Source organism: Sphingomonas pituitosa NBRC 102491 (genome assembly GCF_001598435.1).
Classification (GTDB): domain Bacteria; phylum Pseudomonadota; class Alphaproteobacteria; order Sphingomonadales; family Sphingomonadaceae; genus Sphingomonas; species Sphingomonas pituitosa.
This window is the reverse complement of the sequence record NZ_BCYY01000025.1, coordinates 47,514-70,899: the sequence shown is the minus strand read 5'-3', so window position 1 is coordinate 70,899 and position 23,386 is coordinate 47,514. Positions and strand designations below refer to the sequence as shown.

The 23,386-nt window shown below is 68.3% G+C and carries 19 protein-coding genes; 7 read left to right on the top strand and 12 right to left on the bottom strand.

Annotated elements, in window-relative coordinates; genetic code table 11:
• Positions 1 to 884: 884 nt before the first annotated feature.
• From SPI01S_RS18020 to rhmD, 7 genes are all read right to left on the bottom strand, one after another.
• Positions 885 to 2,267 carry a PepSY-associated TM helix domain-containing protein gene (locus SPI01S_RS18020; protein WP_066725902.1) on the bottom strand — a complete coding sequence of 461 codons (1,383 nt, stop codon included), beginning with the start codon at positions 2,265 to 2,267 and terminating at the stop codon, positions 885 to 887.
• Positions 2,264 to 2,842 (bottom strand): hypothetical protein, encoded by a 579-nt coding sequence (locus SPI01S_RS18015; protein WP_245653650.1) that lies wholly within the window; start codon positions 2,840 to 2,842, stop codon positions 2,264 to 2,266. The genes SPI01S_RS18020 and SPI01S_RS18015 overlap by 4 nt, the downstream gene beginning before the upstream one ends.
• Entirely contained in the window at positions 2,839 to 5,118 is a 2,280-nt protein-coding gene (locus SPI01S_RS18010; RefSeq protein ID WP_066725896.1) for a TonB-dependent receptor, read from the bottom strand. The genes SPI01S_RS18015 and SPI01S_RS18010 overlap by 4 nt, the downstream gene beginning before the upstream one ends.
• A gap of 97 nt (positions 5,119 to 5,215) precedes the next feature.
• A complete protein-coding gene (locus SPI01S_RS18005; protein WP_066725889.1) occupies positions 5,216 to 6,121 on the bottom strand; it encodes an amidohydrolase family protein in 906 nt (301 codons plus the stop codon).
• Between the two features lie 37 nt (positions 6,122 to 6,158).
• Positions 6,159 to 6,908 carry an SDR family NAD(P)-dependent oxidoreductase gene (locus tag SPI01S_RS18000; protein ID WP_066725886.1) on the bottom strand — a complete coding sequence of 250 codons (750 nt, stop codon included), beginning with the start codon at positions 6,906 to 6,908 and terminating at the stop codon, positions 6,159 to 6,161.
• Positions 6,905 to 7,762 carry a 2,4-didehydro-3-deoxy-L-rhamnonate hydrolase gene (locus tag SPI01S_RS17995; protein WP_066725883.1) on the bottom strand — a complete coding sequence of 286 codons (858 nt, stop codon included), beginning with the start codon at positions 7,760 to 7,762 and terminating at the stop codon, positions 6,905 to 6,907. The genes SPI01S_RS18000 and SPI01S_RS17995 overlap by 4 nt, the downstream gene beginning before the upstream one ends.
• A gap of 11 nt (positions 7,763 to 7,773) precedes the next feature.
• Complete coding sequence (gene rhmD, locus SPI01S_RS17990; protein ID WP_066725879.1) at positions 7,774 to 8,979, bottom strand: L-rhamnonate dehydratase; 1,206 nt, start codon at positions 8,977 to 8,979, stop codon at positions 7,774 to 7,776.
• A 194-nt stretch (positions 8,980 to 9,173) separates the two neighbouring features.
• Here rhmD and SPI01S_RS17985 point away from each other — a divergent pair, with 194 nt between their 5' ends.
• The 3 genes from SPI01S_RS17985 to SPI01S_RS17975 are packed head-to-tail and all read left to right on the top strand — an operon-like array spanning position 9,174 to position 11,565.
• The gene (locus SPI01S_RS17985) at positions 9,174 to 10,010 is read left to right on the top strand and encodes an IclR family transcriptional regulator (protein WP_066725877.1); all 837 of its coding nucleotides are present in this window, start codon (positions 9,174 to 9,176) and stop codon (positions 10,008 to 10,010) included.
• A 14-nt stretch (positions 10,011 to 10,024) separates the two neighbouring features.
• Positions 10,025 to 10,789, top strand: a complete 765-nt coding sequence (lra1, locus tag SPI01S_RS17980; protein WP_066725874.1) for an L-rhamnose 1-dehydrogenase Lra1 — start codon at positions 10,025 to 10,027, stop codon at positions 10,787 to 10,789.
• Positions 10,786 to 11,565: a rhamnogalacturonan acetylesterase gene (locus SPI01S_RS17975; RefSeq protein ID WP_066725871.1), complete on the top strand. Its 780-nt coding sequence runs from the start codon at positions 10,786 to 10,788 to the stop codon at positions 11,563 to 11,565. Before lra1 ends, SPI01S_RS17975 begins: the two co-directional genes overlap by 4 nt.
• Here SPI01S_RS17975 and SPI01S_RS17970 read toward each other — a convergent pair.
• From SPI01S_RS17970 to SPI01S_RS17950, 5 genes are all read right to left on the bottom strand, one after another.
• The gene (locus SPI01S_RS17970; RefSeq protein WP_066725868.1) at positions 11,562 to 12,281 is read right to left on the bottom strand and encodes a TorF family putative porin; all 720 of its coding nucleotides are present in this window, start codon (positions 12,279 to 12,281) and stop codon (positions 11,562 to 11,564) included. The two genes, SPI01S_RS17975 and SPI01S_RS17970, sit on opposite strands and share 4 nt — an antisense overlap.
• Positions 12,247 to 13,452: a S8 family peptidase gene (locus tag SPI01S_RS17965; protein ID WP_066725865.1), complete on the bottom strand. Its 1,206-nt coding sequence runs from the start codon at positions 13,450 to 13,452 to the stop codon at positions 12,247 to 12,249. The genes SPI01S_RS17970 and SPI01S_RS17965 overlap by 35 nt, the downstream gene beginning before the upstream one ends.
• Positions 13,449 to 14,063, bottom strand: coding sequence for an anti-sigma factor family protein (locus SPI01S_RS17960; protein ID WP_169804541.1), 615 nt, complete (start codon positions 14,061 to 14,063; stop codon positions 13,449 to 13,451). Before SPI01S_RS17960 ends, SPI01S_RS17965 begins: the two co-directional genes overlap by 4 nt.
• Before the next feature lie 3 nt (positions 14,064 to 14,066).
• Positions 14,067 to 14,657, bottom strand: a complete 591-nt coding sequence (locus SPI01S_RS17955) for an RNA polymerase sigma factor (RefSeq protein ID WP_066725859.1) — start codon at positions 14,655 to 14,657, stop codon at positions 14,067 to 14,069.
• Between the two features lie 119 nt (positions 14,658 to 14,776).
• On the bottom strand, positions 14,777 to 15,421 hold the full coding sequence (locus SPI01S_RS17950) for a PEP-CTERM sorting domain-containing protein (RefSeq protein ID WP_084253554.1): 645 nt from the start codon (positions 15,419 to 15,421) through the stop codon (positions 14,777 to 14,779).
• Positions 15,422 to 15,720: 299 nt separating this feature from the next.
• Between SPI01S_RS17950 and SPI01S_RS17945 the strand changes: the two genes are divergently transcribed.
• The 4 genes from SPI01S_RS17945 to SPI01S_RS17930 all read left to right on the top strand — a co-directional run bounded on the left by SPI01S_RS17945 (position 15,721) and on the right by SPI01S_RS17930 (position 23,376).
• Positions 15,721 to 18,711, top strand: a complete 2,991-nt coding sequence (locus SPI01S_RS17945) for a TonB-dependent receptor (protein WP_066725853.1) — start codon at positions 15,721 to 15,723, stop codon at positions 18,709 to 18,711.
• Between the two features lie 70 nt (positions 18,712 to 18,781).
• The gene (locus tag SPI01S_RS17940; protein ID WP_169804542.1) at positions 18,782 to 20,662 is read left to right on the top strand and encodes a rhamnogalacturonan lyase; all 1,881 of its coding nucleotides are present in this window, start codon (positions 18,782 to 18,784) and stop codon (positions 20,660 to 20,662) included.
• 15 nt (positions 20,663 to 20,677) lie between these two features.
• Positions 20,678 to 21,895, top strand: coding sequence for a rhamnogalacturonan acetylesterase (locus SPI01S_RS17935; RefSeq protein WP_157084769.1), 1,218 nt, complete (start codon positions 20,678 to 20,680; stop codon positions 21,893 to 21,895).
• On the top strand, positions 21,895 to 23,376 hold the full coding sequence (locus SPI01S_RS17930; RefSeq protein WP_066725847.1) for a rhamnogalacturonidase: 1,482 nt from the start codon (positions 21,895 to 21,897) through the stop codon (positions 23,374 to 23,376). The genes SPI01S_RS17935 and SPI01S_RS17930 overlap by 1 nt, the downstream gene beginning before the upstream one ends.
• The last annotated feature ends 10 nt before the right edge of the window (positions 23,377 to 23,386 follow it).

Here is a 23,386-nt window from a genome sequence, read left to right as displayed (position 1 = left end):
GGAGCTGGGGCAGGCTGAGATCCGCCTCTTCGACGGCCGAGAGGTCAAGTTCGATCGCCTCGGCGGCACCAAGGCCTTCCAGCAAGCTGTCGCGGAAGAGCGCGACGTTTTTCACGCTCACGCAGGAAGGTGCACAAACGATTTCCAACATCAGTGCCTCATCCACATCCAAATACTAGGTATTTATACCTATAACTTAGCGACGCCGTTGCTTGATGGCATTTTAGAATGCCGGATGAGCCTTTAGTTGCCCTATAGATTAATTTTTCTCGCAGGTTCATATTTGGTATATACGCTGGAAACCTGAAATCGCCTTGCCTGGTATCATGCATGGATACGGGCACTTTGCTTCTACATTTTGAGATATTGCAGGCGTATTGAAAAGACAGGTGCAGTTTAGAAGCGATTAACGGCAGCTCTTGATGCTGGACGGATGGCGAGGTCCGTGCGCAAACAGGCTGGCCCGCGCCTGTCCGCGGGCGCCGATGCCGATCTGTTCGGTCCGGGGCAGCGCCACGCCGGCGATCGCCGGTTCAGCTGATGGACCCGGCTGACCCGCCCGAAGCGGATGCGCGCGAAACGATACCTGTCACATGGGCATGGCGCGGCGGTCGAGTCCGCCTCGGTGACGCGCGCCGCCCCCTGCGGAACGCCTCCACCGCAGCGGCCGGCGGCCGGCGGAAATATCCTGCTCGGGCGCGGTGATCGTCAGCGCCCGCGGATTGATCGCCACCGCGCCGCCTGCATCGCGGCGCTGGTAACTGTCACCTGCGCGCAGCGCCCCCTGCCCGCGTTGCGTGCGATGTCCTTCGTGCGCGTCGTCATGCGATCGCCCGTCGTTCGTGGCAGGGAGAGAAGGGTGCCGACGGCCGCCCGGCTGCCCGTTAGAGCAACAGGCGGCCGGCATACAGAAGCCCCGCAACGCCGCAGGAGACCAGCAGCGCCCTTCGCCACGCCCGGGCATGTGCCGCGGGCGCCGCGCGGTGGCCGATCGCCGAGCCGGCGATCGCGAGGATCGTCAGCAGCAGCCATAGCTGCGTCAGGGGTGCGGTGGGCACCGCGAAGGCGAGGATCGCCGTCACCGCGAGGATCACCGGCTGGCCCCAGCAGACGGCGGCCCAGACCCGCTCCCAGCCCGGTGCGGGGCGCCCACGGTCGCGGCGGCGCGCGAGCCAGATCGTCACGCCGCTCGAGGTCACCACGCACAGCGCCACCCCGAGCAGGCCATAGGCAAGCCGCACGGGGAAGCCGCCGAACCAGCCGAAATGGAGCTGGCCGATGCCGCCCAGCATGCGGGTGCCGAGCGCAAGGTCGGCAGCGTGCTCGACATGGATCGCCCGCCCCCGCGCGTCGAACTGGACCTCTTCCTGCGCGACGAGCAGACGGGGCTGACGCCCGTGCACCGAGATGCGCATGTCGGCGCGGCCCGGCCGCTCCACCACGATGCTTTCGACGGCCGCGCCTCCCATCCGCGCCTGCGCCTGTGTGACGAGCGCGGCGATGCCCGGCATCGGCACCGCGCGGGCGTCGACCGGCGGCGGCGGATCGAGAAAGAGCGCATAGACCCGACCGGTGTCGCCCCGATACAGGAGCAGGGACAGGACCGCCACGATCAAGGTGCTCAGGCCCAGCAGGGCACCGGTCAGCGCAAGGGTGAAGTGGAAGGGCAGCGCCCATATGCCGAGCCGGTTGTGCAGGTCCGCTTCCTGCAGGCGCCGCGAACCTCCGAGGCGGAGATGGAACGCATCGCGCACCACCCGCGGATGGGCGAGGATGCCCGAGACGAGCGAGGAGAGCAGCGCTACGCCGGCAAGGCCGACGAGGAAGCCGCCCCAGGCCCGCGGCAGGTGCAGGCAGATGTGGAGGTTGAGCAGAAACTCGGTCCAGGCGGCCTCCAGCGGCGAGAGGCTGCCATCCTCCGCCACCGCCCAGTTGCGTTCGAACCGCCCCTTGTACGCGACCAGGCTCGCGCCCTGCCGCGCCGGGCTCGGCAGGGTGAGATTGAGCGAGACATCGCCCGGCACCTGCTGTGCCGCCGCGCCGAGCGCTCGCGCCGCCGCATCGGGGGCCAGCTGCGCGGCGACCGGCGTGCGCGGCAGCTCGAGCCGGCGCAGATCGGGCGCGAAAACGGCGATCGTGCCGGTCAGACACACCAGATAGATGACCGCCGCAAAGGCCAGCCCCAGCACCGAATGGCTGCTGAGCACCGCCCGCACCGTCTCCGCGGAGAACGGCCAGCGCCACTGCTTCTTGCGGCTATCGCTCACGCCGCGCCTCCCAGGATCGAGCCGCCGACAAAGGCCAGGCCGAAGCCGAGCAGGCTGGTGCCGAGCAGCACCGCAGTGGCGCGCAACAGGCGCCGATCGGCGAGCGTCCAGGTCATTGCCAGCCCCCACAGCACCGGCAGCAGCATGCCGCCGATCACGATACGGGTTCGTGGATCGCCCGGCAGGAACACGGTGACGCAAAAGGCGAGCGCCATCGCCGCCGTCATGCCGAGCGGGCCCGCAAGCAAGGTGCGCAGGATGCCGCGCCAGAGCCGGCCCGGTTCGTCCAGCGGTTCGGGCGCCGCGTCCGCAGCCCGCGCGCGCGCCGCCTTGCGCCGGACCCGGCCGTGGAAGACGACGGACAACGCGCCGATCGCCTCCATCACCAGCGCCAGCGCGGCGCCCTTGACGGGGCCGATGCCCCATCCCGCCGCCAGGATGGCGGCAAAGAGCAATGCCCAGCCGGTGCCGACGAGCGCCGGCGCGGCGCCCTCGCGCCTGCGCCACGAGCGGCGCAACAGCCATGCCCCGGCCGCACCGGCCAGGATCAGCAGGAAGCTGGCGACGGCGATCACCAGTGCAGCCCCGCACCGACACCGAAGGTCTGCGGCTCGCCCAGGATCGCCAGATGGACCTGGGCATATTCATACTGCTTGTATTTCTCGTTGAAGAGGTTGCGCGCGAACGCGAACAGCTGCCAGGCGCCGGCGTCATAGCCCAGCCGGCCGTTCACCACGGTACGCGCCGAGACCTTGAACTGGGCCTGCTGCTGCCCCACGCCGGTGAACACCGACGTGCGATAATTGGCGTTCACATTGCCGGTGAAACCGCCCCCGAACCGCACATTGGCACCCCCCGCCAGCGTCCAGCGCGGCGCATAGGGGAATTGCGTGTCGCTGAGATCGAGCGTGCTAGTCGCGCCGCTCGGCAGCTGGAACCGGTCGAACTTCGTCCGGACATGCCCAACCGAGGCGTACATGTCGACTGCCCGATCGAGCCGCGCATTGGCTTCGACCTCGAAGCCGTAAAGGTGCGAGCCTGCCGCGTTGACCGTATTGTAGTCATAGGTGTTCAGCCCGAAATAGGCCGTGACCTGCTGCTCCCTCCACTTCATGTAGAAGATATTGGCATTCACCGTCAGCTTGCCGTCGAACCATTTCGAGCGCAGCGAGCCTTCATAGTTCCAGCTATATTCGGGATCATAGGCGACCAGCCTGGCCCGTGCCGGATTCTGGCTCGATCCGCCCGAACGATAGGCGCGCTGCACCGTGAAGGCGGTGGTCAGGTCCGGCGTCCACTCCATGCTGACGCCCATCTTGGGGAGAAACGCGTTGAAGGTCCGGCCGTTGGACGCCAGCGGCGAGGACGCGTTCGCCACCAGCCCCAGCACGCCCTGGTTGATGAGGCCGACGATGGAAGCGTACGGGGCACCCAGGAAGTTCACGTCGGGCAGCGCACCGTTGAAGGTAGCGACGGTCTGCGCCGTGTAGCGATTGCGCTCGTGATCCAGGCGGAACCCGCCGATCAGCGTGAGCCGGTCGGCAAGCTTGAAGCGCGCATCGCCGAACAGCGCCATCGTCTCCACCTGCTCGGGCTGGGCGGCGTAGTAGATCACCGGGATCACCGGCAGCTGCCCCGCATAGGCGGTGGAGATCGCCTGCGCCTGCGCCGCCGTTGCGCCGTTGGCGCGCAACAGGCCGGAAATGGTGGCAGTGGGCGTTTCGATGTTGACGCGGCTGTTCTGGTCGAGCTGGCCGCTGCGGCGATAATACCAGGCGCCGAGCAGCCCGCTCAGCCGCTCGCCTTCATAGTTTAGCCGCAGCTCCTGCGTCAGCGTACGGTAGAGATAGCGGTTGTCGACCGCCTGGATGTCCTGCGCCGTGCCGTCGGTATCGATCCGGGAACGCACCCTGGAGCGGTTCCAGGAGCTTACGCTCGACAGCTTGAGCCCGCGCGCGAGCGGATAGCGCAGTTCCAGCACTGCAATGTCGCTGGCGATGTTGCCGCGGCTCGGCTGATCCCCGGTGGCGACCCGCATGTTGTAGAAATCGGGCTGGTCGGTGCGGGAATATTCGTACAGATAGCCGCCGTCGCGCCGGACGCGGTTGTAGCTGGCGACCGCTTCCAGGCCCGGCATGGCACGCGGCGTCCATTTCAGCTTGCCGCGCAGGTTGAGCGACTGCATCGCGTCGTCGTGGCCGCCGCGGGTAAGGTTGGTGATGATGCCGCGGTCCGCGCGCCGCTCTGCGGAAAGGCGGATGCCGAGCTCGTCCTGCACGATCGGTCCGCCGAGCGCGGCCGAGAAGGTGCGGTCGTTCTGGTCCGTCCACAGCACCCGCGCATCGCCGCTCCATGCGGCGACCGACGGGTCCCGGGTGGTGATGACCACGCCGCCGGCCAGCGCATTGAGCCCCTGGATCGTCGACTGGGGGCCGCGCAGCACTTCCACCTGCTGGACGTCCCAAAGATCCGTCGGCCCGCCATAGAGCGCCCATTTCGGGATCGGCGCCCCGTCGACATAGACGCTGGCGGCATCGGCCTGCCCGCCTGCGCCAACGCCCGTATTGCTGATCCCGCGGATGGTGAACCCCGTTGCACCATAGGTTTCGGACAGGTTGGCGGTCCGGTTGTACACGTCCTGGATCGAGATCAGCGCTTCCCGCTGGATCCGATCGGCGGTCGTGACGGCAACGCTGGTCGGGGTATCCTGAAGCGTCCGGGACGATTTCTCGCCGGTGACGATGATCTCGTCGGAACCGCCATTCGCAGCTCCCGCGACCTGCTGGGCATGCACCGGCACCGCGATTGCCGAAAACGCTACACTCGAAAGAAACAGACTGATCCTGGCCATGCGCCCCCCTGCAAACAGGCGGCCGCTATGCGATTTCAGATATTGCGAGTCAATCGCATTTGCAGCGTTGCGCGGATATCGCGTCGCCCTCCCCGGCTCAGCTCAGCTGCAGTCCGAGCCGGTACAGACGGTTCGCATTGCCCGCGAACATGGCACCGCGCTCCGCATCGGTGAAGCCGGCCGTGCAGGAATCATAGGCATCAAGATGCGCGGCGAAGCTGCCGAAGAGCTTGTCGGTCGGGAAGTCGCTGGCGAACATTACGCGGTCCGTGCCGAATTGGTCGATCGTCTGCAGCACATAGGGCTGGATGTCGGCGCGCTCCCAGGGGCGGTGCGTGAAGCCCATGCCCGAGATCTTGACCGCGACGTTCGGCAGCGCGGCCAGCGCCCGCATACCGGCGCGCCAGGCTTCCCATTCGCCCGGCACCGCCATGCCGGCATGGTTGAGAATCACCTGCACCTCGGGATGCCGCGCGATCAGCCGGGCCAGGCCCGCAAACTGGCCGGGATAGGCCTGCAGGTCGAAGCTGAGGCCATGTTTGGCGAGCAGTGCGAAGCCCTGCGCCCAAGCTTCGTCCTGCGTCACGTCGCGCGGCGTGTAGCTGCGCCGCGGGTCGGGATGCCAGTTGACGATGTGGCGGATGCCGCGAACCGCGGGGTGCCGGGCATGGGCGGCGAGCAGCGCGTCCACCTGCGGATCGTCTAGCGGAGCAAAGGCGATGATCGCGTTGGGCAGTCCCCGCGCGTCGGCCGTCGCCTGCAGCCATTCGGTCTCGGCAAGCGCCGCCTCGGGCGCCGCCCCGGCATCGACATGGACGATGCCGCGCACGTCCCAGCCCGCCGCATCCGCCAGATAGTCGTCGAGCAGATAGGTCCGCGCGATCGGTTCGACGCTGCCGTTCGGACCATCGTCCGAAAAGGGCGGCGTCAGCCAGGGATAGGCGATGCGATCGAGGTCCCAGAGATGCACATGCGCATCGACAAACGGCAGATCGCGCGCCATATCCTCGCTCCTTTCGCGCGCGCACGCGCGCGCGGTATTAATAGGTCGTGCGACCGCCCGAGGTGTCGAAGGTCGACGCCGTGGTGAAGCTGCATTCCTCGCTCGCCATGAAGCAGATCATCGCGGCGCTCTCCTCGGCATCGCCCAGCCGGCCCATCGGGATCTTGGAGCGCATATACTCCACCTGGCTCGGCGGCAGCTGGGCGAGGATCGGGCTCTCGAAGGTCGCCGGGGTCAGCGCGTTGGCGATCACGCCCTTGCCGGCAAGTTCCTTGCCCAGCGATTTGGTGAAGCCGATCACGCCTGCCTTCGATGCCGAATAGGCCGAGGCATTGGGGTTGCCTTCCTTGCCCGCCACCGACGCGACGTTGACGATGCGGCCATAGCCGTTGGCCAGCATGTGCGGCACCACCGCGCGGCAGCAATAGAACAGGCCGTTCAGGTTGATGTCGATCACGCGGGCCCAGCTGTCGAGCGGGAATTCGTGCACCGGCACGGTCGCGCCGGTGATGCCGGCCGAGCAGACGAGGATGTCGATCCTGCCCAGCGCCGCGGCCGAGGCCTCGGCCGCGCGCGCGACCGCATCCGCATCGGACACGTCGAGCTGCTCGACATGCGCCCCGCCAAGATCGGCGGCAGCGACCGCCAGCTGGTCCGGGTTGAGGTCCCACAGCGCGACCTTGCCGCCCTCCGCGACCAGCCGCCGCGCCACCGCCAGCCCGAGGCCGGAGGCGCCGCCGGTGATCACCGCCGTGCGCCCGGCGAAGCGTCCCGCGAACGCGCTCATCCGAGCACCGCGTCGCCGAGATGGCGCCATGCGACGACGTTCTGCTGCTGCTCGCCGAGCCCGGCGATGCCCAGCCGCATCGTGTCGCCTGCCTTGAGGAAGATCGACTCCGGCTTCTTGCCCTCGCCCACGCCCGGCGGCGTGCCGGTGATCAGCACATCGCCCGGATAGAGCGTGATATATTCGCTGACATAGGCAATGATCTCGGCGACGCCGAAGATCATGGTGCGGGTGTTGCCGGTCTGCATCCTCGCACCGTTGACGTCGAGGAACATGTCGAGATCCTGCGGGTCGGCGATCTCGTCCGCCGTCACCAGCCAGGGGCCGAGCGGGCAGAAGCTATCGTGGCCCTTGCCCTTGCTCCACTGGCTGCCGCGCTGCTTCTGGTTGAAGCGCTCGGACACGTCGTTGGCGACCGCATAGCCGGCGACATGGGAAAGCGCGTCGGCCTTGTCGACATAGCGCGCGGTCTTGCCGATCACCACCGCCAGCTCGACTTCCCAGTCGCTATGGGTGGAGCCGCGCGGCAGCATCACCTCGTCATTGGGACCGGTCAGGCTCGACAGCGCCTTCATGAACATCACCGGCTCGGTCGGGATCGGGAGGTTCGATTCGATCGCATGGTCCTCATAATTGAGGCCGATCGCGACGATCTTGCCGATGCCCTTCAACGGTACGCCGAGGCGCACGCCCTTATCGACCAGCGGCAGGCCGGCGGGGTCGATCGCGCCCAGCCCGCCGATCGCATCGATCGTCAGGTCGGCGATGTGGCCGGACAGGTCGCGAACGCGGCCCTCGGCGTCGATCAGGCCGGGGCGCTCCTGGCCCCGCTCTCCAAAGCGGCAGAATTTCATGGGCGTCTCTCTCAGTGCGAATAGGGTCGGTGCATGGCGAGGTCGCGGTTGAGCTCGACGCCGAAGCCCGGCTGGTCGAGCGCGCTCGCGCGGAGCCGGCCGTTCTGCGGCACGGGCTCGCCCAGCAATTGCGGGTGGAACATCGGCACCACCTCGGTGGGCCCCGGATGCATCATCAGGAACTCGGCGAAGGGCGAGTTGTGGCGGGTGATGACGAAATGGTAGCTGTAGACCGACGAGCCGTGCGGCACGACCAGCTTGCCGCGGGCATCGGCCAGCGCCGAGATCTTCAAGAGCTCGGTCACGCCGCCGCACCAGCCGACATCGGGCTGGATGATGTCGCAACAGTCCATCTCCAGCAGCATGCGGAAGCCCCAGCGGGTCGCTTCATGCTCGCCGGTGGTGACCAGCATGCCCTTGGGCACGTTGCGCTTCAGCTCGGCATAGCCCCAGTAATCGTCGGGGCTGATCGCCTCCTCGATCCATTTGAGGCCATGCTCGTGCGCGGCGATGGCAAGGCGGGTCGCATAATCGACGTCGAGCGCCATCCAGCAATCCCACATCAGCCAGAAATCCGGGCCGACCCGGCTCCGCATCTCAGCCAGTTCGGCGATGTTCTTCTTCAGCCCCTCGATCCCTTCGGCAGGGCCGTGGTGAAGCGGCAGCTTGCCGCCGATGAAGCCCAGCTCCTTGGCGATGTCCGGCCGCGCGCCGGTCGCGTAGAATTGCAGCTCGTCGCGCACCGCGCCGCCGAGCATGTGGTAGACCGGCTCGCCGCGCAGCTTGCCGAGCAGGTCCCACAGCGCCAGGTCAACGCCGGAAATGGCGTTCACCACCAGTCCCTTACGGCCATAATACTGCGTCGAGAAGTACATCTGGTCCCAGATCTTCTCGTATTCGGTCGGGCTGCGGCCCTCGAGGAAGCGGGCGAGATGCTTCTCGACGATGTAGCAGGCCGGCTCGCCGCCGGTGGTCACCGCGAAGCCGATCGTGCCGTCCTCGGCCTCGATCTCGACGATCAACGTGCCGAGCACGTTGATGCCGAAGCTCTGTCGCGACTGGCGATACTCGGGATAGCGGCTCATCGGCGTCGCGATGTGATCGTCGATCCAGTGGCCCGCCCCCTGGTCGTGATAATCGGCGCCCCCACCGCGGACGGTATAGGCGCGCACCTGCTTGATCTTTGCCAATTTGGTCGTTGAAAGTCCGGCTACCACGGCTCGACGCTTCCCTTCTGGCGTCCATCCCAGATGGCTGGACGGTTTCCGACAATATGAAATCCGGGCGCGCAGCGTGCCAGCATGTGGTACGTCCGCGCCCAAGAGGTTCGGGTGGGTCGCAGCCGCGATCGGCTGCCCGGCATCCTCCTGAATGCTTTACTTTCTCACTTTATGGGATAGGATGTTAATTGATGGAACGCTCCACGTCAAATACTGAAAGCGCGGACGGCGCCGCGCCGGCCGCCGGGGGCGCCAAGATCCAGGGCAGCCAGACGCTGCTGCGCGGGCTAGACATGCTCGACAAGGTGATCGAAGGCCCGGTGAAGCTGGCCGAACTCTCGGCGCGGATGGGGCTGACGCGCTCGACCACGCACCGCCTCGCCAATGCGCTGATCGACCGTGGTTTCCTCAGCTACCTGCCGCGGGACGGCTATCAGCTGGGGCCGAAGCTGATCCAGCTCGGCTTCCTCGCGCAGAGCCAGGCGGACATCGTCCAGATCGCCCGCCCCCGCATGGAGGCGCTGGCGGCGGAGACCGAGGACACGGTGCATCTCGGCCGGATGGACGGCGACCTTGCGCTCTATCTCGACAAGATTTCCGGCCGCAGGCGGGTCGAGATCTCCAGCCGCATCGGCGATCGCCAGCCGCTGACCTCGACCGGGCTCGGCAAGGCGCTGCTGATCGACACGGCCGAGGGCGAGTGGGAACGGCTCTACGCCGCCGACGCGGGGCGCGGGCAGCAGCACACCGATCACGGCCTGTGGTTCGAACGGATGCGTGCCTATGCGGGCGCGGGTCACGCCTTCGACCTCGAGGAGAATGAGGACCTGATCCGCTGCGTGGCGGCGCCGGTGCGCGACGTGTCGGGCCGGATCGTCGCGGCGATCAGCGTGTCGAGCGCGGCGCAGTATATGGACGACGATCGCATGGCGGCACTGAGCGCGCAGGTGCGCGGCACCGCGGAGGCGATCAGCACCGATCTCGGCTGGAGCGCGGAGATGCGCCCGGCCCGCAAACATCGACGATAAGAGGAGAGGATCTCGTGAAGCTGTTGGAGGGGAAGACGGTGCTCGTCACCGGCGGGTCGACCGGGATCGGCCGGGCGGCGGCGATCGGGGCGGCCGAGGCCGGCGCCGATGTGGCGATCAACTATCACAGCCGCGACGACGATGCCGCAGCGGTGGTCGCCGCGATCGAGGCGATGGGCCGGCGCGGCCTGGCGGTGAAGGGCGACGTCGCCGATCCCGCCACCGCCACCGATTTCGTCGCCCGCGCGGTCGACGCGTTCGGCAAGGTCGACGTGCTGGTCTCGAACGCCGGCATCTGCCCCTTCCACGCGTTCCTCGACATGCCGGCGGAGACCGTGCAGCGGACGATGCAGGTCAACCTGCTCGGCGGCTATTTCATGTGCCAGGCGGCGGCGAACCAGATGGTCGCGCAAGGCCAGGGCGGCGCCATCGTCGCGGTCTCGTCGATCTCGGCGCTGGTCGGCGGCGAGTATCAGACGCACTATACCCCCACCAAGGCGGGACTCCATTCGCTGATGCAATCGGCCGCGATCGCGCTGGGGCGGCACGGCATCCGCTGCAACTCGGTGCTGCCGGGCACGATCCTCACCGAGATCAACAAGGACGATCTCGCCGACGCGGAGAAGCGGAAATACATGGAAGGCCGGGTGCCGCTCGGCCGGCTGGGCCAGCCCGAGGATCTCGCCGGGCCGATCGTGTTCCTCGCCTCCGACATGGCGGCCTATGTCACCGGCGCGGCGCTGCTGGTCGACGGCGGCGCGTTCGTGAACCTGCAATGAGGGGGGCGCTGTTCGCCGCGGCGCTCGCCGTCGCCACACCCGCCGGCGCGCAAACGCTGTTCATCGCCAGCGATTCGACCGCGCAGACCTATGCCGCCGATCGCTATCCGCAGACCGGCTGGGGGCAGATGCTTCCCTGTGGCCTCACCGCCGATGCCGTGGTCGTGAACCGCGCGATCGGCGGGCGCAGCACCAAGTCTTTCCTCGCGGAGGGCCGGTGGGACACGCTGTTGGCCGAGGCCAAGCCCGGCGACGTGGTGCTGATCCAGTTCGGCCATAACGACGCGAGCACGACCAAGCCCGAACGCTACGCCCCCGCCGGCACGCTCTACCGCGACAATCTGCTGCGGATGATCTGGGAAGCGCGCGGCCATGGGCTGGTGCCGGTGCTGGTCACCCCGCCGGTCCGCCGCAGCTTCGACGGCACGCGGGTGAAGGCCGATTTCGCCGCCTATAGCGAGGTGATGCGCGCACTCGTCTCCAGCACCAGCACGCCACTGCTCGATCTGGAGGCGCGCTCGGCCGAACTAGTCCAGCGTCTGGGGCCGGAGGGGTCGCGCAAGCTCTACCTCCACCTCAAGCCGGAGGACAAGGCGGTCGGCTTTCCCAAGGGGATCAACGACGACACCCATTTCAGCGAGCTGGGCGCCCGCGCGATGGCCGATCTGGTCGCACAGGAGCTGAAGACCCTGAAGCTGCCGATCGCAGACAAGGTGCTGCCCGAGCGCCCGGACCTCACCCGCGCCACCGCGCTCGGCAGCACCGCCTGCCGCTAGAAGGCGAGCGATGCCGCCAGGGTAACCGCCTGGCGGGATCGTGCGCGGCCGCGATAGACGTCGGTACCAGGCCCCCCGCCGGTCCAGGCGAGCTGGGCGTCGATGCGGCCGATCCGCCGGGCCACGCCCAGGCTGTAGTCGAACTGGGCGCGGTCCATCACATAGCGCGGCAGGGTGCCGACGAAGCGCATGGCGCCGGCATGGGCGAGCAGGCGCCACCCCGGCGCCGGCCGTACCACGCCGTCCAGCGTCGCGTAGAAGGTCGTCGCGCCGCGCTGCAGATAGTCGGGCGAATAGAGCAGCCGCGCCGAAAGGCTGCGGCCGCCGATCCCGGCATAGAGTTCGGTGTAGCCGGTGCCACTCGCCATCGCCGACGTATTGCGGAACTCGCGGCGCGTCACGCCCAGGTCGAGCACGCGCCCGCCGGACAGCCGCCAAGCATAGCCCGCATCGACGCCCGCTGCGACGAGATCCACGCCGTGCGGCAATGCCGCAACCGTCGCCGACGCATCGGCATAGGCGCCGGAGCGGTGGTCATACCCCAGCGACAGCGTCGCCGCCGGCAGCCCGTCGCTCAGGCTGCGGCCCCGCCAGCGCTCGTCGTTGGTCACGCTCAGCTGGCCGCTCCACTGCGCACGCGCGGAGGGCATGACCAGCAGCGCGGCAAGCGCCGCCAGCGCTTCAGGGGCGCAGGCCGCCGCACTTCGCTTTCCCAACCACGCTCGCACAGGCATCGATTTCTCCGCCGCCGGGTCTAGCAGAAACAAGCGCCGCGCGTCTGCCCGGGTGCGCCTGCCCCTCGCGCAGCAGCGCGACCAGCCCGCTTACCTCGGCCGCAGCGTAGGAGGAACCGTTCGCCAGATACCAGCGCCCGCCGGGCTGCGTCGTTGGAATATCGCGCCCGGGCGCCGCATAGGGACCGCCCGCCAGCCCCACCGTCGTCTCCGCCACCGCGACCACCCCCGGCATCGATGCCGGAAAGCCGCCGCCGGGGAGCTTCGGATCATAGGCCGCGACCACGGTTGCCCCGCGCGAGACCCCGGTCCGCAGCAGCGTTTCCAGCAATCGGCTGGGCGGCCCGGCAAGGCTGAGGTTGATCACGTCGGCGCGCTGCTCGACCGCGAAGCTCACCGCGCGCGCCAGGCTCAGGCTGTCGCACAGCGTCGCGGTGGCGGCGCCTGCGCCCTGTTCCCGGCAGGCGCGCAGGGCGAGCAGCCGCGCACCGGGCGCGATGCCGACGATCCCCATCCCATTGTCCGCCCTCGCCGCGATCACGCCCGCGATGCCCGTGCCGTGCCGCTCCGCCGCGATCGAGGCGCCGTCCACGAAGTTGCGTGCGACCGCGACCTGGCCGGCCAGGTCGGGATGCCGCGCATCGATCTGGCTGTCGATCACCGCGACGCGCTCGCCGCGCCCGGTGGCGGTGCGGTGGAGCATCGACAGGCGCCACGCCCGTGCCACCGGCTGGGCGGGATACAGCGGATCGTTGGGCAGCGGATCGGCGCCCGCCCTGCCCTGCGCCTCGAAGGTCGCGATCGGCTCCGACCATTCGACCGCGGCATCACGCGAGACCCGCGCCGCGACATCTTCCGCCGCGCGGCCCTTCGGCACTTCCATGATGAAACAGTCGATGCCGATCATCGGCATCGGCCAGTTGTCGACGAGACGCAGGCCGTTGCGCCGGGCCACCGCGGATGCGATCCGCCGCCGCGCCGCCGCCGACTGGTCTTCGCCGTAACCGCCGCCATAGCCGCTGCCCGCGCGGAAATGCGCGGGCGCCAGCCGCAGCATCACCAGGATGCGCGGCGCCTCCTCGGCGCGCGCGTGAAGCGGCGGGCCTGCGATCAGCGCGAACAACAGCGCCAGCAGGGCGCGCCCATGCTTCATGGCGCCGCGTCGACCGGCTGCGCCAGCGTCACTCCCGGCTGGGTGCGGAGCCGGGCCAGCGCCGCCTCCCGCTCGCCCGGCGCGATGGCGAGCAGATAGGCGCCGGCCGCCGTCGGACCGTCGACCAGCCGCGCGCCCGACGCCTCGATCGCCCTGCGCAGCGCTGCTTCGCGCGTGTCTGCGGCGAACATCACCAGGATATTGCCAGGCTGCCGCTGCTCCGGCGTGCCGAGTACGTGATAGGCGGGCGACGGCGCCTGGCGGCCGAGATGCAGCACCACGCCGACGCCCAGCACCAGCATCGCCGCCTGAGCTGCGAGCATCCAGCCGGCACCGCGCAGGAAGCGGTTCGGCAGCCGCGGGCGCGTCTCGGTCGCCGCAAGCTCGGCGGCGATGCGGTCCCAACCCGTGGCGCCAGCCGCCGGCAGATCGGCGATCGCGCCGTGCAGCCGTCGCTCGACAGCGAACTCGTCGCGGCATGCCGCGCAGCCGGCGAGGTGCGCCTCGACCAGCAACCGGTCGCCGGGTTCGATCTCCCCGGTCACGTACCAGGGCAGCAGCAGCATCGTCGCTTCGTGCGGATCGCCGCGCAGGTGGAGAAGGTCGCCCATCATCTAGATCCAGTCCGCCAGTTCGCCCGCCATGGCACGCCGCAGATGGCGCCGGGCATGGAACATCCGCGTCTTCACCGTGTCGACCGGACATCCCAGAATTTCGGCGATCTCGCGATAGCCGATCTCGTGAAAATAGGTGAGGTCCACCACCGCGCGATGATCCGCCGACAGCCCCGCCATCGCACGCTGGAGGGCCGCGCGGGTCCGGTCCCGCGACAGCGCGGCGTCGGTCGTTGCCGCGTCGGGCAGCTCGGCCAGCTCGGCATCGCTTTCCTGCACCTCGGGCAGGCGGCTGCGGGCGCGAAGGGCCTTGCGGTAGGCGATGGCGAACAGCCAGGTGGACAGCCGGCTCGCGCCGGTGAAGTCGCCCGCCTTCTGCCACAGCACCATCAGCGTATCGTTGACGACTTCCTCGACCAGCGCCGGCGACCGCAGCAACGTGCCGACGAATCGGGTGAGGCGCGGCTGGTAGCGGCGGTACAGCTGCTCGAACGCGCGCAGGTCCCGCGCGCGCACGGCCGCGACGAGGCCCATTTCCTCGTCGTCCCTGGGGGGCCTCGGTCGCCCCTGCTGATGCTCGCTCTGCGTCACGCCTTGCCCTTTGCTTCCATCTTAGTGCCGATGGCGCGTGCAAAGGTTCAATCGGTGCGACCCGAGGCGTGTATTTCGCCGGCCGGGTGGTTTTTCCGGCCCGGCCGGCGGGGAGACGATCAGGCGAGCGCGAGCGTCGTCCGGCGGCGGCGATAGCGGAGCATGCCGCCGGCCGCACCGGCACCAAGCATCAGCATCGCCCAGCTGGCGGGCTCGGGCACCGCGGCGGCCAGCGTCGCATTCTCGGGTGCGAAGTCGCTGATCTGGGCGCTGCCGGCGAAGCCGGTGCGCGGCCACAGGTTGAAGCCATATTTGCCGGGGGTGAACCCGGTGCTCGGCAGCAGCGACAGCGGCACCTTCACCGTCAGGATGTTGCCGGCAATGGCCACCCAGTTGGAATCGAGCGCGGTGCCGCCGATCGAGCCGGTGCCGTTCTTCTGCACGACGATTGCCTGGTCGAAGATCACATTGCCCTGGCCGATGCCGCCGAACGGACGGATCGCGCCCGCGCCGGTGTTGACGCCATAGACGTAGAAGCCGGGCGTGCCAGCGGTGATGTTGCCGGCAAAAGTGGTGCCCAGCGTGAACATCTGGGCGGCGGCATCATAGCTCACCGAGAAGCTGGTGACGTCGAGGTCGGCGAGCTTGGGGCCGGTATAGCCGGACAGGAAGTCGCCCGTCGCGTCGGTGACGGTCTGGGTCTGCGCCAGCGCGGGTGCGGCGACGAAGGTGGCGAGCGCGGCGGCGCCCAGAAGCATACGCATCGATTGGTTCTCCCGAATTTGGCCCGATCCGTTGCACAGGGGAGGACGACGGACCGGGCACGCACGCCAGGTTCGGCCGGCAGGGGAATCCCCGGCTCGAACCTGTCGCGCTCCGTCAGTGCCGCCGCGCGGGAGAAAGGTTCAAAGCGGATTAGCCATTTTTTCAGCCGCCGAACCGGACCGATCAGACGCCCTCTTGGCTACATCGTGGAAATGCGTAATACATATTGGAACGACTCAACACAGATTGGGATCAGCCGCGTCGGTGATCGGCAGCGGGCAACAAGGACCGGGAGAGCATGATGTCCTATGATTCGGGTTCGCAGAATGCGGCCGTCCGGCGGGGGGCCTCGGGCCTCGCATTGGCAATCGCCATGGTCTCGGCCATTCCCGCCCTAGCCCAGACCGCTCCCGGCCAGACCGCGCCGCCGCCGGAAGAGGAGGAGATCGTGGTCCGCGGGTTCCGCGCCTCGCTCGACAGCGCGCTGAGCCTCAAGCGCAACGAAACCGCCGCCGTGGATTCGATCGTGGCGGAGGACATCGGCAAGTTCCCGGACAGCAATCTCGCCGAGTCGATGCAGCGTGTGCCGGGCGTAGCGCTGTCGCGTGGCGACGGCGGCGAGGGGCGCAACATCTCGGTCCGCGGCCTTGGCGCCGCCTTCACCCGGGTGCGCATCAACGGCATGGAAGGCAGCGCGCAGACCGGCTCGTCCGACATCTACGGCGCAGGCAATTCGGGGCGCAGCTTCGACTTCAACGTCTTCCCGACCGAGATCTTCTCGGCGCTGGCGGTGCGAAAGACCACCTCGGCCGATGTCGAGGAAGGCTCGCTCGGTGCGACGGTGGACCTCAGCGCACCCAAGCCGCTCGATCTCAAGAAGGACTTCACCCTCACCGCCACGCTGCGCGGGGTGTACAATGAACTGAGCAAGAAGGTCGATCCGCGCGGCTCGCTCCTCGTCGGCAAGAAGTTCGCCGACGGCCGCTTCGGCGTGCTCGCCAGCTTCGCGTATCAGAAGCGCCATATCCGCGAAGTCGGTTATTCGGCGGTCGACATCCTTTCGGCCGACGCCAACGGCTTCGATCCGGACGGCGTCGCAGGCCCGGCCCCGGTTCAGCCTTTCTGCACGCCGATCGGGTATGCGCCGATCAGTCCGAACGTCGCCGGCAAGGGCGCGACCGCGACGATGTGCAGCACGGGGAACCCGCGTACCGGCACGCTCGCGGCCTACAACACCGTCGCCAATCTGCGCCGTGCAGACCTGCCGAACGTGCCAGGCAGCGGTGCCTTCCTGCCGCGCCTGCCGCGCTATGTGAATTCCGAGCAGGATACCGAGCGGATGGGCGGTACGCTGTCGCTCCAGTTCCGCCCGGACGACGATACGGACATCGGCGTGGACGCGATCTATTCGCGCTTCGAAGTAACGCGCCGCGACAACTATATCGCGGGCATCTCGTTCGGTCGTTCGATCAACAACAACGGGCAGCCGATGGTCTCGGTGCGCGACGCGCAGTTCAGCTCGTCCGGCTCGCTGCTCTATGGCCTGTTCGATGGCGTGGACGTGCGCTCCGAAGGCCTGGTCGACCACTGGACCTCGGACTTCCTTCAGGTCAACACGCACCTGCGCCATCGCTTCAACGACAAGCTGCAGATCGAGATGCTGGTCGGCAAGAACCAGTCGGTCTGGTGGAACCCGAAGCGGTTCCAGACCTTCATGGACGCGATCGACACACCCAATTTTTCGATCGACTTCAGAAATGGCCGCAGCACCCCGCTGCTCGGCTTCGGCTTCGACGTGTCGAACCCGGCCAGCTTCAACTACGCGCCCGCCCGTTCCGACGGTACCGTGCTGGGCGGCTTCAGCTTCCAGGGCAAGCCGTCGAAGAACCAGACCGACAATTTCACCGGCGAGCTGAACCTCGACTACAGCCTCAGCGACGCGCTCAAGCTGCGGGTCGGCGGCCAGTATCGCAGCAGCGATTTCAGCGCCTGGACGTCGCTGCCCTACACGTCGCAGACAATCGTGCAGGCGCTGCCGGCCGGCACCACGCTTGCCAGCATCACCCGGCAGATCAGCGGGCTGGACCAGCTGTTCGGCAGCGGAGCGCCGAAGAGCTGGTCGGCCATCGATCCCGACAAATGGGCGCAGGCGTTCAACTATGACGCGGTCCAGTTCTGCCGCACCGAATGCGGTGCGGTGGCGTCGCGCATCCGGGAATCGGTGAAGAGCGCCTATGCGATGGCGACCTTCGACACCGACATGGCGCTGCCGTTCAAGGTGCGCGGCGATGTCGGCGTGCGCTATGTGAAGACGGACATGCTCGCCGCCGGCACCGTCAGCGTCGCGGCAGCGGGCCAGACGCCCACCAACCTGCGCGGTCAGTACGGCCAGGTGCTGCGCGATTATGACGACTGGCTGCCCTCGGCGAATGTCGTGATCGAGCCGGCGCGCAACGTGCTGCTCCGCCTCGCCGCCGCCAAGGTGATGTCGCGTCCCGAACTCGGCCAGCTGGCCCCGACCAGCGGCATCACCGCGACGACGCGCAACGGCAACATCAACAATCCCTATCTCGACCCCATCCGCGCCGACACCTTCGATGCGGCGCTGGAATGGTATTTCCAGCCGGGATCCCTCCTTTCGGTTGCCTATTTCCACAAGAACATCAAATCCTATGTCCAGCGGGTGACGAGCCAGATCCCGTTCACCCAGCTGGGCCTTCCGGTGGCACTGCTCGACAATACCAACACCCTGCCGACCGAGATCTTCACCGTCGGCCAGCCGCTCAACACGCCGGGCGGCAAGCTGAACGGCGTCGAGGTGAACGCGCAGGTGCAGATGCGCTTCCTGCCCGGCTTCCTGAAGAACATCGGCGTGCTGGGCAACTACACCCATGTCACCTCGAAGATCCGCTACATCCTCGCGAGCGTGAACGGCGTTCCCACCGTCACCACGACGGCGGACCTGGTCGGTCTTTCCAAGAACACGGCAAGCGGCACGATCTTCTACGAGGATTCGAAGTTCAGCATTCGCGCGACCGCCAGCTACCGCGATCGCTACATCCGCGCGATCCCGGCCTCGCCAGGCAGCGACCTGCAGGGCAATTCGCCCAACACCTTCGTCGACGCCTCAGCCTCGTTCAACGTCAACGAGCACATCAAGCTGATCGTGGAAGCGCAGAACCTGACCGACGAACGCAACAACCTCTACATCGACAGCGTCCGTCGCGACACGCTGTTCCAGACGCGTATCGGCCGCACCTTCAACTTCGGCGTCAATTTCCAGTTCTGACCCAACCTCCCCTCGGGCCGCCGCGTCATCTCCGGCGGCCCATTTTTCACGTACTCCAGGAGTTGTCGTGATGCGTGTCGCCCTGCTCGCCGCCGCCCTTGCCGCCCCGCTCGCGGCGCAGACCACCGACAGCCTGAACGGACGGCAGGTCGAACGGCTCGACCGCGCGCTGGTGGCAGTGCCCGCGCAGGGCGGCGGCGTGCATGTCGCGTGGCGGCTGCTCGGCAGCGACCCCAGAACCATCCGCTTCACCCTCTACCGGGACGGCAAGCCGATCGCGCGCATCGCGCCCGACCAGCCGACCAGCTTCCACGACAAGGCCGGCACGGCTGCGGCGCGCTATGCGCTGGCGGTGGACGGCGGCGCAGCCGGAACGTCGGCCTCCGTATGGGCGCAGGGCTATCTGGCGGTACCGCTCGACAAGCCGGCCGACCGCACCACGCCGGACGGCGAGACCTATGGCTACAGCGCCAACGATGTTTCGGTCGGCGATCTCGATGGCGATGGTCGCCTCGAACTGATCGTCAAATGGTATCCCAGCATCGCCAAGGACAATGCGTTCGCGGGCTATACCGGCGAGACGCTGATCGACGCCTATACGCTGGAGGGCAAGAAGCTGTGGCGGATCGACCTCGGCCGCAACATCCGATCGGGCGCGCACTATACCCAGTTCATGGTGTTCGATCTCGACGGCGACGGCCGCGCCGAGATCGCGATGAAGACCGCCGACGGCACGATCGACGGCACCGGCAAGGCCGTGGGCGATCCGTCGAAGGACTGGCGCCACGGCGATGCGGCGGTGGAGGTGCCCGATCGCACCGGCTCCACCGTCACCAGCGACGGCCGCAAGATGGCGAACCTCAAGGGCCGTATCCTCGACGGACCCGAATATCTGACCGTGTTCGACGGCCGCACCGGCCGCGCGCTCGCCACCGCCCCCTATGCCCCGCCGCGCGGCGCCGATAGCGAGGCGGGCCTCAAGGCGCTGTGGGGCGATGGCTATGGCAACCGCTCCGAACGCTATCTGGCGGGTGTCGCCTATCTCGACGGGCATCGCCTCAGCCTCGTGTTCGGCCGCGGCTATTACGCCCGCTCGACCGTCGCCGCCTGGGACTGGCGCGACGGCAAGCTGACGCAGCGCTGGCTCTTCGACAGCGCGACGCCGGGCAACGAGAAATATGGCGACAATGGCAATCACCAGCTCTCGGTCGCCGATGTCGACGGCGATGGCCGCGACGAGGTGATCTACGGATCGATGGCGGTCGATGACGACGGCAAGGGGCTGTGGTCCTCGGGGCTGGGCCATGGCGACACCATGCATGTCGGCGACCTCGATCCGACAAGGCCGGGCCTGGAGAAATTCGGCGTACACGAGGAGATGCGCCGCAGCGGCAATCGAGGCGCTGCGATGCTCGACGCGCGCACCGGCGAACTCCTCTGGTCGACCCCGGCGGACAAGGACACCGGCCGCGGCATCGCAGTGGACATCGATCCGCGCTTCCCCGGCGCCGAGACCTGGGCGAGCAATTCCCCGGACCTCTATGATGCGCGCGGCAAGGTGATCCCCGGCGGCCACCCCCGCGCCGCCAATTTCAGCATCTATTGGGACGGCGACGCGCTGGCCGAGCTGCTCGACGGCACCCGCATCACCAAATGGGATTGGACCACCAGCACCGAAAAGCTGTTGCTCGATCCGCCGGGCACCACCTCGAACAACGGCACCAAGCGCAACCCGTCGCTCTCCGCCGACATCCTCGGCGACTGGCGCGAGGAGCTGGTGCTGCCCAGCACCGACAGCCGCGAGCTGCGCATCTACGCCACGCCCTACCCCACCGCGATCCGGCTGCCGACACTGTTGCACGATCCGGTCTACCGGCTGGGCGTTGCCTGGCAGAACACGGCGTACAACCAGCCGCCACATCTCTCGTTCGACCTTGCCACGCATAAATAGTCTAGGATGGGCGCAATGTGGATGCTGGCGATGCTCGCGGCCGTGACGGGCCCTCAGACCTTCGATCTCGCACCCGGTGGGCCGCCCGCGCCAGGCAGCATCGCGGTGGCGGAGGGCACGCCCTACCAGCCCGGCGGCCATGGCTATGAACCTGGCGGCACGGGGCGCGAGCGGCTCTTCTCCGTTGCGGTGGCGGAGGGCAATTACCGGGTGACGGTGCGCCTCGGCGACGCCCGTGCGGCGTCGCACACCACGGTGAAGGCCGAATCGCGCCGCTTGATGCTGCGGAACATCACCACTGCGCCGGGGCAGTTCGTCACCGCCAGCTTCGTCGTGAACGTGCGGACCGCCGCATTGGCCGCGCCGCCCGCGAATGCGCCGGGCGGTACCGCCGTGCGGCTCAAGTCGCGCGAGGCGGGCAGCTTCACCTGGGACGACAAGCTCACGCTGGAGTTCCTCGGCGACCCGCGCGTCCAGCGGGTCACCATCGAGCCGGTGACCGTGCCGACCATTTTCCTCGCCGGTGATTCCACCGTCACCGACCAGCGCGCCGAACCCGCAGCTAGCTGGGGCCAGATGCTGCCGGCGCTGTTCCGGGCAGACATCGCGGTCGCCAACCATGCAGAGTCGGGCGAGACGCTGAAGTCCTTCGTCACCGAACTGCGCCTCGACAAGCTGTTGTCGCAGGTGAAGGCCGGCGACTGGGTGCTGATCCAGTTCGGCCATAACGACCAGAAGTCCGAATGGCCGCAGACCTATGCGGACCCGGCGGTCACCTACCCGGCGTGGCTGCGCACCTATATCGCCGAGGTACGGCGGCGCGGCGGCAAGCCGGTGCTGGTCACCTCGCCCGAGCGGCGCAACTTCGACGCCGGCCGCATTCGCCACACCCTGGCGGAGTATGCCGAGGCGATGCGCAAGGTGGCGGGCGAGGAACGGGTGCCGCTGGTGGACCTTCAGGCCGCGACGATCGCGCTCTACGAAGCCTATGGCCCGATCGAGGCAGCCAAGCTGTTCAACGACGGCGGCCGCGACAAGACGCATCACAACAACCCCGGCGCCTGGCTGCTCGCACACGCGGTGGCCGCGGGGTTGGCCGACACCGTGCCGGAACTGGCCGCGCACCTCCATCCCGACGCGCGCCGCTTCAATCCAGCGCATCCGCCGGCGCTCGACAGCCTCTCCCTCGCGCCGAGCCTCACCGCCAGCAGCGAACGCCCGGCGGGAAGCTGATGCGCACCGGCCTGGTCCTCGACGTTCGCGCGCATGGCGCGCGCGGCGACGGCATTGCCCTCGACGGGCCGGCCATCGCCGCCGCCCTCGCCGCCGCGCATCAGGCAGGCGGCGGGATCGTGCTGCTGCCGCCGGGCACCTATCGCAGCTTTTCGCTCCGCCTCCCCTCCCGCGTGACGATCGCGATCGACGCCGGCGCCACCCTGCTCGCGGCCACGCCCGGCCCGGACGGCGCCTATGACCTGCCCGAGGAGCGCGGCCCCCAGCTCTACCAGGATTTCGGCCACAGCCACTGGCACAACAGCCTGATCTGGGCCGAGGATGCCGAGGACATCGCCCTCTGCGGCAAGGGCCGGATCGATGGCGCCGGCCTCACCCGCAACGGCCCCGGCACGCCGTGGAGCGCACAGCGCGGCGAGCGCCCGCTCTCGATGGCGACGATGACGGCAGCCGACGTGACCCGGCTCGAACAGGATGCCGCCGCGATGCGTGGCCAGGGCAACAAGGCGATCGCCCTCGCCCGCTGTCGCCGGGTGACGATCGAGGGCCTCACGATCTTCCGCGCCGGTCATTTCGCGATCCTCGCCAGCGAGGTGGAGGACCTGACCTGCTCCGGCCTCACCATCGACAGCAACCGCGACGGGATCGACCTCGACGGCGTCCGCCGCGCGACCGTCTCCCGCTGCCGGGTCAACACCCCCAATGACGACGCGATCGTGCTGAAGACCAGCCTCGCGCTCGGCCGCACGAGCTGCGAGGACGTGACGATCGAGGACTGCACCGTCTCCGGCTATGATCTCGGCACGCTGCTCGACGGCAGCCATGGCCGCACCCAGCAGTTCTCCCCGGATCGCGACCGCGTCACCGGCAGGATCAAGCTGGGCACGGAGAGCAACGGCGACTTTCGCCGCGTCCGCATCCGCAACTGCCGGTTCGTTCGCAGCCGCGGGCTCGCGATCGAGAGCGTCGACGGCGGGACAATCGAGCAGGTCCGCGCCGAGGACCTGACGATGGAGGAGGTGACCACCGCACCGATCTTCCTCCGCCTGGGCGCGCGGCTGCGGGGGCCTGACGGCACGCGCCCCGGCGCGATCCGCGGCATCGACATCCACGGCCTCACCGCCACGGATATCGACCCGCGGTTCGCGGCAATCCTCGCAGGGTTGCCGGGCCACCCGATCGAGGCCGTGCGCCTGTCCGACATCGACCTGCGCTTCGGCGGCGGACCGGGAGGCGCATTGCCCGCCGCACCGCCCGAACTCGCCGATGCCTATCCCGAGCCGAGCATGTTCGGCCCCACCCCTGCCTGGGGCCTGTGGGCCCGCCATGTGCGCGGCCTCGGCGCGGCGCGTCTGTCCCTGCGGCGATCCGGCGCCGATCCGCGCCCGCCTCTGCTGCTCGAGGACGCCGCCGATGCACGGATCGGGTTTGACGCGGACGCGCCACACCGCTACCATATCGTGCATAGCAATTCCACATAGTGGCGCGGAG